At 67.5% G+C, this 14,212-nt stretch carries 11 protein-coding genes; 9 read left to right on the forward strand and 2 right to left on the reverse strand.

The window, feature by feature from the left end; translation table 11 throughout:
• The first annotated feature begins 22 nt into the window (after positions 1-22).
• The 5 genes from ACJ7Z0_RS16745 to ACJ7Z0_RS16765 all read left to right on the forward strand — a co-directional run bounded on the left by ACJ7Z0_RS16745 (position 23) and on the right by ACJ7Z0_RS16765 (position 7,339).
• Positions 23-2,350, forward strand: a complete 2,328-nt coding sequence (locus tag ACJ7Z0_RS16745; protein WP_434790711.1) for an ATP-binding protein — start codon at positions 23-25, stop codon at positions 2,348-2,350.
• 88 nt (positions 2,351-2,438) lie between these two features.
• Positions 2,439-4,037, forward strand: coding sequence for a S41 family peptidase (locus ACJ7Z0_RS16750; protein ID WP_434790712.1), 1,599 nt, complete (start codon positions 2,439-2,441; stop codon positions 4,035-4,037).
• A gap of 150 nt (positions 4,038-4,187) precedes the next feature.
• A complete protein-coding gene (locus tag ACJ7Z0_RS16755) occupies positions 4,188-5,390 on the forward strand; it encodes a nucleoside hydrolase (protein ID WP_434790713.1) in 1,203 nt (400 codons plus the stop codon).
• Positions 5,391-5,511: 121 nt separating this feature from the next.
• Positions 5,512-6,357, forward strand: a complete 846-nt coding sequence (locus ACJ7Z0_RS16760; RefSeq protein WP_434790714.1) for an amidohydrolase family protein — start codon at positions 5,512-5,514, stop codon at positions 6,355-6,357.
• Positions 6,344-7,339 carry a tripartite tricarboxylate transporter substrate binding protein gene (locus ACJ7Z0_RS16765; RefSeq protein WP_434790715.1) on the forward strand — a complete coding sequence of 332 codons (996 nt, stop codon included), beginning with the start codon at positions 6,344-6,346 and terminating at the stop codon, positions 7,337-7,339. The genes ACJ7Z0_RS16760 and ACJ7Z0_RS16765 overlap by 14 nt, the downstream gene beginning before the upstream one ends.
• On the opposite strand, the gene ACJ7Z0_RS16770 is transcribed toward ACJ7Z0_RS16765, so the two are convergent.
• Complete coding sequence (locus tag ACJ7Z0_RS16770; RefSeq protein ID WP_434790716.1) at positions 7,336-8,232, reverse strand: LysR family transcriptional regulator; 897 nt, start codon at positions 8,230-8,232, stop codon at positions 7,336-7,338. The genes ACJ7Z0_RS16765 and ACJ7Z0_RS16770 overlap by 4 nt on opposite strands.
• Before the next feature lie 13 nt (positions 8,233-8,245).
• A complete protein-coding gene (gene recQ / locus ACJ7Z0_RS16775) occupies positions 8,246-10,141 on the reverse strand; it encodes a DNA helicase RecQ (RefSeq protein WP_434790717.1) in 1,896 nt (631 codons plus the stop codon).
• Between the two features lie 292 nt (positions 10,142-10,433).
• On the opposite strand from recQ, the gene ACJ7Z0_RS16780 reads away from it, so the two are divergent.
• The 4 genes from ACJ7Z0_RS16780 (at position 10,434) to hutC (ending at position 14,162) form a co-directional block, all read left to right on the forward strand.
• Positions 10,434-11,402, forward strand: a complete 969-nt coding sequence (locus tag ACJ7Z0_RS16780) for an ABC transporter substrate-binding protein (RefSeq protein ID WP_431125942.1) — start codon at positions 10,434-10,436, stop codon at positions 11,400-11,402.
• Positions 11,383-12,258, forward strand: coding sequence for an ABC transporter permease (locus tag ACJ7Z0_RS16785; protein WP_434790718.1), 876 nt, complete (start codon positions 11,383-11,385; stop codon positions 12,256-12,258). Before ACJ7Z0_RS16780 ends, ACJ7Z0_RS16785 begins: the two co-directional genes overlap by 20 nt.
• Positions 12,243-13,046 (forward strand): ABC transporter ATP-binding protein, encoded by an 804-nt coding sequence (locus ACJ7Z0_RS16790; protein WP_434790719.1) that lies wholly within the window; start codon positions 12,243-12,245, stop codon positions 13,044-13,046. The genes ACJ7Z0_RS16785 and ACJ7Z0_RS16790 overlap by 16 nt, the downstream gene beginning before the upstream one ends.
• Positions 13,047-13,424: 378 nt before the next feature.
• Positions 13,425-14,162, forward strand: coding sequence for a histidine utilization transcriptional repressor HutC (hutC, locus tag ACJ7Z0_RS16795; RefSeq protein ID WP_434790720.1), 738 nt, complete (start codon positions 13,425-13,427; stop codon positions 14,160-14,162).
• The last annotated feature ends 50 nt before the right edge of the window (positions 14,163-14,212 follow it).

Raw genomic sequence — 14,212 nt, forward strand, 5'->3', positions numbered from 1 at the left:
TTCCTCGCCTGGAGGTTGTCTGATGGTCAAGCGTGCGGGTGTCGATGTGGTGGCTGCTGCGGTGCGCGGGCAGGCATTGCCGTCGCCTGGGCTCAAGGGAGCGCCGGTGCTCGAGCTGATGTGCTCGCACTTCGTGCTCACGCTCGCCGCCAAGCAGGGGCCGCGCTTCAACGTGCGCCGCGACATCAACGGCCTGCTCTCGCTCACCGGCCGCCACCTGGTCTGGCCGGCCGCGGTGCTGCATCGCCTCCGCGAGTTCCTCGGCCGCCGCTGCGCGGGCAACGAGGCCTGGAAGGGCGTCGAGAATTTCGACGGCCGCACGCTGCTGGAGCGCCACGGCGTGTGGCGCGGCCCGTACGAGGAAGGCACGCTCTTCTTCTATCTGGACGAATACGCCAAGGACCAGCCCAAGGACCTGCTCTCGGTGCTGGCCGTCACGCGCGACTGGCTCACGCATGCGCTGCGCAAGCAGTCGACGCTGGTCGAGAAAAACATCGATGCGCTCGCAGGCCTCTTGCAACTCAACAAGGCCGAGCGCGCACTGCTGCTCTACGGCACGCTCGCGCGCTACCAGCGCGACCTGCGTTCGCTGCTGGTCGAGTTCAAGGTCAACAATGCGCCCGAGGCCTACGCGGCCATTGCCGACATCGCGGGCGTCAACGCGAGCGAAGTGGGCGAGGCGCTGCGCGCGGGCTCGCGGCTGGAGCGCATCGGCCTGGTCGAGAACCTGATCTCCGAGCACAACATTACCGACCTGGCCGACCTCATGAAGGTCAGCGAAAAGCTGCCGCCGGTGCTGATGCGCGAATACCGCGACCACAACGAACTGATGGCCGTGTTCACGCGGCCCTCGGCCAAGAGCGCGCTCACCACGCAAGACTTTTCCTTTGTCGAGGAAGACGCACAGATGCTCGTCACGCTACTGCGCGCGGCAGTGGCGCGCAAGGAGCCGGGCGTCAACGTGCTGCTCTACGGGCCGCCCGGCACCGGCAAGACCGAACTCGCCAAGGTGGTGGCGCAGGCTGCGGGGCTCGAGCTGTTCGAGGTCGAATATGCCGACCGCGACGGCAACTCGCTGAGCGGCCGAGACCGCTACCGCTCGCTGCAGATTGCGCAGGTGTTCCTCAAGGGCAGTGCGCAGGCCGCGCTGCTGTTCGACGAGGTCGAGGACGTGTTCCCGCCCATCAGCACCGAGGCCGCGCAGTTCATGGCGCGCGCCGAGCAGATTCCGGCGCCCACCAGCGGCAGCGTGAGCGGCAAGGCCTGGGTCAACCAGATCCTCGAAGCCAACCCGGTGCCCACACTGTGGGTGACCAACCGCATCGAGCAGATCGACCCCGCGTTCAGGCGCCGCTTTGCCTATCACCTCGAACTCAAGTCGCCGCCCCCCGGCGCGCGCGAGCAGCTGGTGAAGAAAACGCTCGAAGGCATCGTGGTGTCCGAAGCCTTCACCGCCAAGCTGGCCGAGCGCAAGGGCCTCACGCCCGCGCAGATCCGCACCGCGGTGCGTTTTGCAGGGCTGGCGCAGACGGAGGATGGCGCCTCGATGGAGGCGCTGATCGAGCGGCAGCTCAAGAACGCCGACCTCGCGCTGGGCACCCTCGACACCGGCCCGGGCGAGCGCCGCAGCGTGACCACCTACGACCTGGACATGCTCAACGTCGAGACCCGCTTCGAAATTCCGCGCATCGTGGTGGCGCTCAAGGCGCGCGGCCACGGCACGCTGTGCTTCTACGGCGCGCCCGGCACCGGCAAGACCGCGCTGGCCGAGCACATCGCCAAGGCCATCGGCCGGCCGCTGATCATCAAGCAGGCCAGCGACCTCATGAGCAAGTACGTCGGCGAAACCGAGCAGAACATGGCCGCCATGTTCAAGGAGGCGGAGGCCGAAAAAGCCGTGCTGTTGCTCGACGAGGCCGACAGCTTCCTGCAGGACCGGCGCGGCGCCCAGCGGACCTACGAAGTGACCGAGGTCAACGAGATGCTGCAGGGCATGGAGCGCTTCAACGGCATCTTCATCTGTACCACCAACCTGCTCGACCGGCTCGACCAGGCGGCGCTTCGGCGCTTCACCTTCAAGATCAAGTTCATGCCGCTCACCGCGCCGCAGCGCGAGCGCATGTTCGTGACCGAGGCGCTGGCGGGCGATGCCGCGCTGCTCACCGGAGAGATCAAGGCCCGCCTCGCGCAATTGCGCCAGCTGTGCCCGGGGGATTTCGCGGCCGTGAAGCGGCAGACGGACATTCTGGCGGTCGATTTCTCGGCCGCCGAATTCCTCGACCAGCTCGAGGCCGAGCACCGCATCAAGCCCGAGGTGCGCGAGTCGCGCGGCATGGGTTTCGTGCAGTAGGTAGACGCCGGAAGCGGCCGCAACAGGTCCGCCGGAACACGGCAAACAAAAAGCAACCGTCCGTCGCAGCGGACACGAGGAGGGTTCGATGAACTTTGGCAACGCGAGCGCGCGGGAGATGCCGCGCTCCACCGTATCGGCCGCGGCCGCATTCGTGCTGGCCTGCGCGGCCCTCGTCCTCGCGGGCTGTGGGGGCGGGGGTGGCGGCGGAGGAGGAGGGGGCGTCGCGTTCCCGATCGTTGCGCCCCCCACGGCCATCGCACCGCCGCCCGGCGGCGACGACGATGCCATTCTTGCCTCGTCCACCGTGGCGGGCCTGTGCGCCGCGCCGCGCGGCGGCATCAACCCCGAAACCGGGGTGGCCTACCCCGACAAGGCCGGCACCCTGACCGACGAGAAGCGCTGGGTGCGCGGCTGGATCGACGAAACCTATCTCTGGTACGGCGAGGTGCCGACCACGCTCAAGGCGGCCGACTACGCCACGCCGGTGGCTTATTTCAACGTGCTCAAGACCCCGCTCGTCACCGCGTCGGGCCGCGCGAAGGACCGCTTTCATTACGTGTACGACACCGAGCGCTACCGGCAGTTGTCGCAGAACGGCGTGGCGCCGGGCTACGGCATGGAGTTCGCGTTCGTGCGCAACTCGCGCCCGCGCGACCTGCGCATTGCGTTCATCGAGCCCGGCTCGCCCGCGGCCGGGGCCGGCATTGCGCGCGGCGCCAAGGTGCTCGAGGTGGACGGCATCGACGTGATCAACGGCACCAACACCACCGTCATCAACCGCGGCCTCTCGCCGACGACGATCGGCGAGTCGCACACCTTCAAGCTGCAGGAAGGCAGCGCGACGCGCACCGTGACGCTGGCGGCCGCGAGCGTCACGCGCACGCCGGTGCAGAACGTGAAGAGCATCGACACCGGCAGCGGCCGCGTGGGCTATCTGCTCTTCAACGACCACATCACGACCTCGGAGCCGCAGCTCATCGATGCCTTCAACCAGTTCAGGCAGGACGGTATCCAGGACCTGGTGCTCGACATGCGCTACAACGGCGGCGGGCAGCTCAACATCGCGAGCCGGCTCGCCACCATGGTGTCTTCGTCCACCGCTTCCTCAGGCAAGGCTTTCGAGCGCCTCGTCTTCAACGACAAGAACCCGTTCCGCCTGACGCCGGCGCAGTCGATCATTCCGTTCTACGGCACCAGCCGCACCGGCGCGCCGCTGCCCAGGCTCGGCCTTTCGCAGGTGACGGTGCTGGTCGGGCCCGACACCTGCTCGGCCAGCGAATCGGTCGTCAACAGCCTGCGCGGCATCGACGTCAGGGTCAACCTCGTGGGCGGCGCCACCTGCGGCAAGCCCTACGGCTTCTCGCCGCAGGACAACTGCGGCACCAGCTACTTCGCGATCCAGTTCCAGGGCGTCAACGCCAAGGGCTTCGGCGACTATGGCGACGGCTTCGTGCCCGACTGCACCGTGGCCGACGATTTCGACCATGCGCTCGGCGACCCGGCCGAGGCACGGCTCGCGGCCGCGCTTGCCATGCGCGGCGGCGGCGCATGCCCGGCATCGGCTTCGGCCAAGGCATTGCCGGGGCTGGAAAAATCCGAAGCGATCGAGGAGCAGCCCTACCTGCTTCATCGCACCCCGCTGCGCGAAATGCGCCTGCTCGAAGCCGCGCCCGCGCCGGGCTGAGCCGGCTCGGCGGCGTGGTCGTTACCCTTTGAAACCTTGCCCTTTGCCACGCCCACGGCTTGCGCTTTAGAGTGCAAGCAAACGTTTGCGCAAACGTTTGGCATTTAGTTCTACATCGCCAACAACACCACCACTCGAGAAGGAGCCGGGATGAAGATTCGGATTCAGCGACGCAAATGGATGGCGGCGGCTTTGCTCGCCACGGCGCTTTCGGCCTGCGGTGGTGGCGGTGGCGGTGGCGACGGCAACAGCGGCATCGGGCTGGCCCCGGGGTTTGGCGCGGCCCCGCCGCCGGCGCAGAAGATCATCATCGACAGCGACTACAACACCATGAGCGACGACGGCCAGCTCGGCGTCATGGCCGCGCAGCTGCAGGCGTCGGGCAAGGTGCAGGTCATGGGCATCAGCGTGGTGTCGGGCAACCAGTGGCTCAAGCAGGGCGTGGCCGATGCGCTGAAGTCAGTGGAGCGGCTGGGCGTGGGCGACCGCATCGGCATTTATGCGGGTGCGAACTACGCGTTCAACCACGACTACGCGACCATCGAGGCCGAGATGGCGGCCGGCTCCGGCGGCGACGGCTACCTGGGCGCCTGGAGTTCGCCCGAGCCCAAGAGCGATGCCGACCTGAAGCCCTCGCCCGACGGCTTTGCCACGCATACGCCGGTGCAGGGCAAGAGCGCGGTCGATTTCATCGTCGACACCGTGAAGGCCAACCCCAACGAGATCACCATCCTGGCCATCGGCCCGCTCACCAACATCGCGCTCGCGGTCAAGCGGAACCCCGAGATCGTGCCGCTGATCAAGAAGATCATCTACATGGGCGGCGCCATCGACGTGGCGGGCAACACCACCAAGTTTGCCGAGTTCAACTGGTGGTTCGATCCCGAGGCCGCGCAGTTCGTGGTGCGGCTGCCGATTCCGCAGGTGGTGGTGCCGCTGGACGTGACCGACACCGTGTTCCTGACCAAGCCCATCTACGACCGCGTCGCGCACACCGCCAAGCCGACGGCCGTGACCGAGGTGTTCGGGCAACTCAACGGCTATGGCTTCAGCGGCACCAATGGCTTCGAGAACAACCCCAGCTACACGCAGAACATCTGGGACACGCTCACGCTCGCCTACCTCATCGATCCGAGCTATGCCACGCAAACGGTGGAGCGTTATGTCGACGTGGTCGCCAAACCGGGCGCCGCCGACAACGGCCGCTCCATCGGCTACAGCTCGCAGCCCGCGGGGCCCACGCTGCAGAAGATGACGGTGGTGAAGAAGTTCGACAACGCGCGATTCTTCGAGCTGTATGTCGACCTGCTTACGCGGCCCGTGCCGATCACGCTGCCTGCCGCCACGAACTGAGCGTCATAAGCCGCGCTTATCCAAACGCAACCAGGAGACGCATTCCCAACAGGTTTTGCCTTGCGGATACTCGCCCACGTTCGCTCCCGAACGCACAACGATTCCGACCGAGACAAACGCCGTGCCTCCTGCCGCCATCACAGCCATCGACAGCCATGCCCATGTGTTCGCGCATGGCCTGCCCTTGGCGGCGGCGCGCCGGCATGCGCCCGACTACGAGGCCACGCTGGCCGAATACCTGGCGCTGCTCGACACGCACGGCGTTTCGCATGGCGTGCTGGTGCAGCCCAGCTTTCTGGGCCTGGACAACAGCTTCCTGCTCGGCGCGCTGCGCGCCTGCCCCGAGCGGCTGCGGGGCGTGGCGGTGGTCGACCCGACCGCGGACGACGCCATGCTGTATTCCATGGCCGAGGCCGGTATCTGCGGCATCCGCCTCAACCTCGTGGGCCTGCCGCTCCCCGATTTCTCCAGGCCCGAGTGGCACCGGCTCTTCGTCCGCGCGCGGGCGCTCGGCTGGCATGTGGAACTGCACCGCGAATCCCGCGACCTGGCACTCGCAGCGCAGGCCGTGCTCGATGCCGGATGCGCGCTGGTGGTGGACCATTTCGGCCGGCCTGCGTCGGCGCCCGCCATCGCCGATGAAGGCTTTGCCTGGCTGCTCGGCACCGCAGCCAGCGGGCGCATCTGGGTCAAGCTGTCGGCCGCCTACCGGAACTGGCCCGCGGCAACGGCCGGCACAGCCGCGCGCGATGCCGCCCGCGCGCTGCTGAAAGCCTTCGGCCCCGGACGCCTGGTGTGGGGCAGCGACTGGCCGCACACCCAGCACCGCGAGGTCGCGAACTACGCCGCCGCGCAGGCGGCGCTGGCCGACTGGGTGCCCGACGAAACGGCACGCCGGCGCATCCAGGTCGACACGCCCGCGCAATTGTTCAAGTTCAAAACCGGAGACATCGATGACGACCAATGAGCTCTCGCGCGCACGCCTGCTGCGCGCCATTCCCCGTGCCCTTGCGGGCGCGGCCCTGCTGCTCGCCGGGCTTTCAGCGCATGCCGGCGCGTGGCCGGAAAAGCCCGTGAGGCTGGTCGTGAGCTATCCGCCGGGCGGCACCGTCGATGCGGTGGCGCGCATCATCGCGCCCAAGCTCTCGGCGAAGCTCGGCCAGCCGGTAGTGATCGATAACCGCGGCGGCGCCGGCGGTGCCATCGGCGGCGACCTGGTCGCCAAGAGCGCGCCCGACGGCTACACCGTGATGCTCGATGCTTCCAACCACGCCCAGAACCCTGCGCTGCGCAAGATGCCCTTCGACACGTTGCGCGACCTGGCGCCGGTGTCGCTGCTGGTGAAGGTGCCCAACGTGCTGGTGGTGAATCCGTCGGCGCCGATGAAGAGCGTCGCCGACCTGATCGCCCAGGCCAAGGCGAAGCCGGGCGGCATCAACTACGCCTCGTCGGGCAATGGGTCGGCGCAGCATCTGGCCGGCGAATTGTTCGCCTCGATGGCCGGCGTCCAGATCACGCACGTGGCCTACAAGGGCGGCGGTCCGGCGCTCACCGACGTGATGTCGGGACATGTCCCCGTGTTCTTCGCCAGCCTGGCATCCAGCCTGCCCTTCATCCAGGGCGGCAAGCTGCGTGCGCTGGCCGTGACCGGCAAGACGCATTCGCCCGCATTGCCGCAGCTGCCCACCGTGGCCGAGGCCGGCCTGCCCGGCTACGAGGTCTACGAATGGAATGCGGTGTTCGTGCCGGCCGGCACCCCCGCGCCCGTGGTGGAGCGGCTGTCGAAAGAGTTCGCCGCCACGCTCAGGGACCCCGAGGTGCGCACCCGGCTCGAAGCGCTCGGCGCCGAGGTGATCGGCTCCAGCCCGGCCGAGCTCGACAGCTTCCGCCGTGCCGAGATCGCCAAGTGGACCCGGCTCGCGAAGGACAACAAGATCCAGGTGGACTAGGCCGGCGCCGGGCTGCTCGCAAGCAGGGCGGCGAAAGCGTCGGCGAACGTCGGGCGCGAGCGCGCCAGCCACAGCGCCGACAACTCGAAGGCCGGCAGTCCTGCGCCGTCGCGTACCTCGGCATAACGCACGCCCTCGTGCCGCAGCGCGCGCACCGAGCGCGGCAGCAGCGACCAGCCCAGGCCCGCCGCCACGCAGGCCAGCACCGTCAGCGTGCGGTTGGCGTCCTGCACCACCCGCGTCTCGTGGCCCGCGCGGCGCAGCGCGCCGAGCAGCTGGGCGCGCAGGGCGGGAATCTGTTCTTCCGGAAACCACACCAGTCCGTGCCGGGCGATCTCGGCGAGCGACACGCATCCATCGTCGGCCAGCGGCCAGTCGGCCGGCAGCGCGGCGACCATCGCCTCCTCGCCCAGCCGCAATTCGTGCACCCGGGCGGTAACCGACACCGGCGGATGCAGCAGCGCGATGTCGATGCGGCCGCCCTCCAGCGCCGCCACCTGCTCGGCATTGCTCATCTCGCGCAGCACCACGTCGAGCTGCGGATGTTCGGCGCGCAGCCGGCGCAACGCGTTTGGCAGCACCTCGTAGACCGCATGCGTCACGAAACCCACGGTCAGCCGGCCCGCACGCCCGGCGCCCATGGCCCGCGCGCGTTCGGCCGCCGTGTCGCTGTAGGCGAGGCTGGCGCGCAGGTCGTCGATGACCGCGAGGCCGGCCTCCGTGAGCGTGGCGCCGCGGCGCGTGCGGGTGAACAGGCGCGTGCCGATCTCCTGCTCCAGCCGGTTCAGCGTTTGCGTGAGCGCCGGCTGTGCCAGGCCGAGCCGCTCCGCCGCCCGCGTGAGACTGCCCGCCTCGGCGACCGCGACAATGCAGCGCATCTGGCGGGTGTCCATGGCTGCGCCCGTGTCAGAACGCCTTGCAGACCCGCAGCACCTCGGCGCCGTAGGCCTCGAGCTTCTTGGTGCCGATGCCGCTGATGCCCTGCAGGTCTTCGAGCGTCGCCGGTGCGCGCTCGGCAATCGACGCCAGCGTGGCGTCGTGGAAGATCACATAGGCCGGCAGGTTGTGCTCCTTTGCCACCTCGGCGCGCCAGGCTTTGAGCGCCTCGAAGCGCTTCTTGCCGGTGTCGTCGAGCTTGGCAGCGGCCGGCGACGGCGCACCCTTGGCGACTTTCTCGCGGCGGGGCTTGCGCTCCGCGGGCGACGAGATGGATTCGCGCAGCGTCACGTTCGATTCGCCTTTGAGCACCGCGCGAGAGCCTTCGGTGAGCTTCAACGTGTTGAAGGCTTCCGCGTCCACCGCCAGCGCGCCCGTGGCGATGAGCTGGCGCAGCACGCCGCGCAGCTGCACCTCGCTGAACTCCGCGCCCAGCCCGAAGGTGCTGATGCGCTCGTGCCCGAACTGCTTCACCTTCTCGGTTTCCTTGCCGCGCAGGATGTCCATGATGTGGCCCGCGCCAAAGCTGATGCCGCTCAGCTGCTGTACGCGGTAGATGGTGGAGAGCAGCTTGCGCGCGGCATCGGTGCCGTCCCACACCTGCGGTGGGTTCAAACAGTTGTCGCAGTTGCCGCAGGGCGTGCTCTTCTCGCCGAAGTAGCCCAGGAGGCGCACGCGCCGGCAGTCGCTCGCCTCGGCCAGCGACAGCAGCGCATCGAGCTTGCCGCGCATCACCTGCTTGAATTCTTCGCCGGCGGGGCTCTCGTCGATCATGCGGCGCTGGTTCACCACGTCCTGCAGGCCGTAGGTCATCCAGGCGTCCGCCGGCGCGCCGTCGCGGCCCGCGCGGCCGGTTTCCTGGTAGTAGCCCTCGATGTTCTTGGGCATGTCCAGGTGGCCGACAAAGCGCACGTCGGGCTTGTCGATGCCCATGCCGAAGGCGATGGTCGCCACCATCACGATGCCTTCCTCGCGCAGGAACCGGTCCTGGTGCCTCTGGCGCACCGCCGCATCCAGGCCCGCGTGATAGGGCAGCGCGTTGATGCCGGCGCCCTGCAGCATCACCGCCACGTCTTCCACGCGTTTGCGCGACTGGCAATAGACCACGCCCGCATCGCCCTCGTGCTCGCGCTCGATGAAGCGCAGCAGCTGCGTGGTCGCGTCCTTCTTCTCGACGATGGTGTAGCGGATGTTCGGCCGGTCGAAGCTGGAGACGAACTGGCGCGCCTCTTCGAGCTGCAGCCGCTCGACGATGTCGGCGCGCGTGAGCGCATCGGCGGTGGCGGTGAGCGCAATGCGCGGCACGCCCGGGTAGCGCTCGTGCAGCACCGTGAGTGCGCGGTACTCGGGCCGGAAGTCGTGGCCCCACTGGCTCACGCAATGCGCCTCGTCGATCGCGAACAGCGAGAGCTTGCCGCGCTCTTTCAGCGAATCGAGCTGCGACAGAAAGCGCGGCGTGTTGACGCGCTCGGGCGCCGCGTACAGCAGCGTGATCTCGCCGCGCAGCATGCGGCGCTCCACGTCCTGCGTCTGTTCCCAGTCGAGCGTCGAATTGAGAAAGGCCGCGTTCACGCCGGCCTCGTGCAGCGCGCCGACCTGATCGTGCATCAGCGCGATCAGCGGCGACACCACCACCGAGACGCCGCGCCCCGCGCGTTGCCGCGCAATGGCCGGGATCTGGTAGCACAGCGACTTGCCGCCGCCCGTGGGCATCAGCACCAGCGCGTCGCCGCCGCCCACCACGTGGTCGACGATGTCCTGCTGCGGCCCGCGGAACTGCGAATAGCCGAAGACTTCGTGAAGGATGTCGGCGGGTGCGCTGCTGCTGCCGGGGGCGTCGAGGGGGAGGGGGGCGAGCGAGGACACAGGCAGCGGGTGCGAAGGGCGGGATGGGCAGGGAAAGGAGGGAGGCGTCGATTGTCCCCCAGCGGCATCGACATGACTGTGGCATGAGGTTTGCAAAGGTGAAGCCCGTCCCGCCACCCTTCCTGTATAGACAGCAATCTGGTGCATTTTCCTGAAGGATGCACCGGAATTGATCCTTTCGGGTTATCCTGTATATACAAGTTGGGGCGCTTGGCAACAATGCGAGGTTCGTGCAGCCCGAGTCCGGGTGCACCGCCGAGCCTTTTTCCAGAGAACAGAACCAGGAGTACCCATGGTCAAACCGGTAATTGTGAAAGTCGCGTCCCTGCTGGCAGCAGGCGCATGTGCAGCGGGCATGGCTGGAACGGCCGCCGCGCAGGAAACAAAAATTGCGCTCGGCATGTCCGGCTGGACCGGCTTCGCGCCGCTCTCACTGGCCGACAAGGCCGGCATCTTCAAGAAGAACGGCCTGGACGTCGAACTCAAGATGATTCCGCAGAAGGACCGGCACCTGGCGCTGGCCTCGGGCGCCATCCAGTGCGCGGCCACCACGGTGGAAACGCACGTGGCCTGGAATGCCAACGGCGTGCCCATCGTGCAGATCTTCCAGATGGACAAGTCCTACGGCGCCGACGGCCTCGCGGTGCGCAACGACGTGAAGGGCTTCGCCGACCTCAAGGGCAAGACCATCGGCGTGAGCGCCCCCGGCACCGCGCCTTACTTCGGCCTGGCCTGGATGCTCAACAAGAACGGCATGACGCTGAAGGACGTGAAGCTGGTCTCGCTCGAGCCGCAGCCCGCCGCCCAAGCCTTCGTGGCCGGCCAGAACGACGCGGCCATGACCTACGAGCCCTACCTGTCGACCGTGCGCGCCAACCCCACCGCCGGCAAGATCCTGGCCACCACGCTCGACTACCCGATGGTGATGGACACCGTGGGCTGCGCGCCCACCTGGCTCAAGGCCAACGCCAAGGCTGCGCAGGCGCTCACGCAGTCGTACTTCGAGGCGCTCGACATGATCAAGGCCGACCCGGCCAAGGCCAACGAGCTCATGGGCTCGGCCGTGAAGCAGAGCGGCGAGCAGTTCGCCAAGTCGTCGGCTTACCTGCGCTGGCAGGACAAGGCCGCCAACCAGAAGTTCTTTGCGGGCGAACTCACCAGCTTCATGAAGGAAGCCACGGCCATCCTGCTGGAGGCCGGCGTGATCCGCAAGGCACCTGAAGACTATGCAGCAACCTTCGATGCAAGCTTCGTCAAGTAAGGCCCTGCCGCAGGTGCAGCCGCTGGCTGCATCAGCGCCTGCCGTTTCATCCAAGACCGTGGCGAACACGCGGCGCCGCGTGTTCGCGCCGCTCGAACCCATCGGTGCGCGCTCGCGCGTGCTGCTGGGGCTCGGCTTCTTCGTCGTGTTCGTGCTGGCGTGGGCCATGGCCACGCTCGGCGGTTTCGTGTCGCCGACCTTCCTCGCCAGCCCGCCGACCATGGTCAAGGAAGGCTGGCTGCTCTTCACCGAGTACGGCTTCATCGGCGATATCGGCATGACCGTGTGGCGCGTGTTCGGCGGCTTCCTGCTGGCCGCGGTGTTCGCCGTGCCGCTGGGCATTGCGATGGGCACGTGGAAAACGGTCGAGGCCTTCTTCGAGCCCTTCGTCTCGTTCTGCCGCTACCTGCCGGCGTCCGCGTTCATTCCGCTGCTCATCCTGTGGGCGGGCCTGGGCGAAATGCAGAAGCTGCTGGTGATCTTCATCGGCTCGTTCTTCCAGATCGTGCTGATGGTGGCCGTGACCGTGGGCGGCGCGCGGCGCGACCTCGTCGAGGCGGCCTACACGCTGGGCGCCAAGAGCCGCGGCATCGTGGCGCGCGTGCTCATTCCGGGTGCCGCGCCCGGCATTGCCGAAACGCTGCGGCTGGTGCTCGGCTGGGCCTGGACCTACGTGATCGTGGCGGAGCTCATCGGTTCCTCGTCGGGCATCGGCCACATGATCACCGACAGCCAGGCGCTCCTGAACACCGGGCAGATCATCTTCGGGATCATCGTGATCGGCGTCATCGGCCTCGTGTCCGACTTCGCTTTCAAGGCGCTCAACCGCCGCCTCTTTGCATGGGCGGCCCTGTGATGACGAACAACAACCAGCTGTCCATTCAAGGCGTCTCGCGCGTCTTCACCGGCACCAAGGGACAGAGCACGCAGGCGCTGCTGCCCATCGACTTCGAGGTGAAGGAGAACGACTTCGTCACCATCCTCGGCCCCTCGGGCTGCGGCAAGTCGACGCTGCTGCGCATCGTCGCGGGGCTCGACTTTCCGACCACCGGCCAGGTGCTGCTCGACGGCGAGCGCATCGATGGCCCGGGCGCCGACCGCGGCGTGGTGTTCCAGAGCTACACGCTCTTTCCGTGGCTCACGGTGGCGCAGAACATCCGCTTCGGCCTGCGCGAGCGCGGCATGAGCGAGGCCGACCAGAAGGAGCGCAGCCAGTTCTTCATTGCCAAGGTGGGCCTGCGCGGCTTCGAGAACCACTTCCCGAAGCAGCTATCGGGCGGCATGCAGCAGCGCACCGCGATTGCGCGCGCGCTCGCCAACGACCCCAAGATGCTGCTGCTGGACGAGCCCTTCGGCGCGCTGGACAACCAGACCCGCGTGCTGATGCAGGAGCTGCTGCTCGGCATCTGGGAATCGGCGCGCAAGACGGTGCTGTTCGTCACGCACGACATCGACGAGGCGATCTTCATGGCCAACCGCGTGGCGGTGTTCAGCGCGCGGCCCGGCCGCATCAAGACCGAGATCGCAGTCGACTTTCCGCATCCGCGCAGCTACACCATCAAGACCTCGCCGGAATTCATGGACATCAAGGCGCGGTTGACGGAAGAGATTCGCGCGGAGTCGATGGCTGCTGTGGAGCACTAGGATGAAGGCCGGGTTTTCAATTCATCGCGGGTTGCGTTTGGCGCGTTGTTCGGAGCGCTGCTGTTCAGGGCGCGCACCCGCCGACGGGGTACCTTGCTCCGCGAATGTCCCCCGGCCTGCGGCCTCCTCCTTTATTTCGCTGCGCAAGGCACCCCATCAGCGGGAGCGTTATACGGAGCAGTCGTTGATCGGCGGAACACTCAGAGCGTGCCCCAGTGCACAGGGCATCGGGTGCTCCCCGCAGCGAAATAAAGGAGGAGGCGAAGCCGGGGGACATTCGCGGAGGGGAGTACCCGGTGGCCTGTGCACACGCCCAGAACAACAGCGCCCAGAACAACAGCGCCCAGAACAAAAGCACCATCGCGTTGGAAACCTGACATGAAACGCGACCTGCCCACCCTCGCCCTCTACGCGCAAGTCAAGGATCACATCTCCCGCAAGATCCAGGACGGCACCTGGCCGCCCGGCCACCGCCTGCCTTCCGAGAGTGAGCTGGTCACGCAATTCGGCATTTCGCGGATGACGGTGAACCGCGCGCTGCGCGAGCTCATGGAGCAGGGCCGCATCGTGCGCACGGCCGGCGTCGGCAGCTTCGTGGCCGAGAACAAACCGCAGTCCACGCTGCTGCAGATTGCCAACATCGCGAGCGAAATCCGCCAACGCGGGCACGACTACCGCTGCGAGATGCTCGCGGTCGAACGACTGTCCGCCTCGCCCGACGTCGCGGCCTGGCTCGACATGCGCGCGGGCACCTCGGTGTTCCACAGCGTCTGCCTGCACCTGGAGAACGACACGCCGGTGCAGCTGGAAGAGCGCTACGTCAATCCGCAGGTTGTGCCCGACTACCTCGAGCAGGACTTTGCCGCCGTGCCGCCCAGCGAGTACCTGGTGCGCAACGTGCCCTTCGACCAGATCGAACACGTCGTCGATGCCGTGCTGCCCACCGCCGAACAGGCGAGCCGGCTCGCGATGGAACCCACCGACCCGTGCCTGCTGCTCACGCGCCGCACCTGGACACGCAACACGCCGGTCACCTGGGTGCGCTGCCTGCATCCGGCGTCGCGCTACAGCCTGGGCAGCCGCTTCAAAGCCGACGGCAACCCGTCCTTCGGTTGATTTTTTTGACACGGAAACCGAAGGTTTTCTCTCGCAACCACTTGTATAGA

This window comes from Variovorax palleresanus (assembly GCF_051144945.1).
Classification (GTDB): domain Bacteria; phylum Pseudomonadota; class Gammaproteobacteria; order Burkholderiales; family Burkholderiaceae_C; genus Variovorax; species Variovorax paradoxus_S.

Excerpts from the sequence above, each read along its gene's own strand:
- ACJ7Z0_RS16745 (WP_434790711.1), top strand. The coding sequence starts at position 23 with ATGGTCAAGCGTGCGGGTGTCGATGTGGTGGCTGCTGCGGTGCGCGGG.
- ACJ7Z0_RS16750 (WP_434790712.1), top strand. The coding sequence starts at position 2,439 with ATGAACTTTGGCAACGCGAGCGCGCGGGAGATGCCGCGCTCCACCGTA.
- ACJ7Z0_RS16755 (WP_434790713.1), top strand. The coding sequence starts at position 4,188 with ATGAAGATTCGGATTCAGCGACGCAAATGGATGGCGGCGGCTTTGCTC.
- ACJ7Z0_RS16765 (WP_434790715.1), top strand. The coding sequence starts at position 6,344 with ATGACGACCAATGAGCTCTCGCGCGCACGCCTGCTGCGCGCCATTCCC.
- ACJ7Z0_RS16770 (WP_434790716.1), bottom strand. The coding sequence starts at position 8,232 with ATGGACACCCGCCAGATGCGCTGCATTGTCGCGGTCGCCGAGGCGGGC.
- ACJ7Z0_RS16780 (WP_431125942.1), top strand. The coding sequence starts at position 10,434 with ATGGTCAAACCGGTAATTGTGAAAGTCGCGTCCCTGCTGGCAGCAGGC.
- ACJ7Z0_RS16785 (WP_434790718.1), top strand. The coding sequence starts at position 11,383 with ATGCAAGCTTCGTCAAGTAAGGCCCTGCCGCAGGTGCAGCCGCTGGCT.
- ACJ7Z0_RS16790 (WP_434790719.1), top strand. The coding sequence starts at position 12,243 with ATGGGCGGCCCTGTGATGACGAACAACAACCAGCTGTCCATTCAAGGC.
- hutC (WP_434790720.1), top strand. The coding sequence starts at position 13,425 with ATGAAACGCGACCTGCCCACCCTCGCCCTCTACGCGCAAGTCAAGGAT.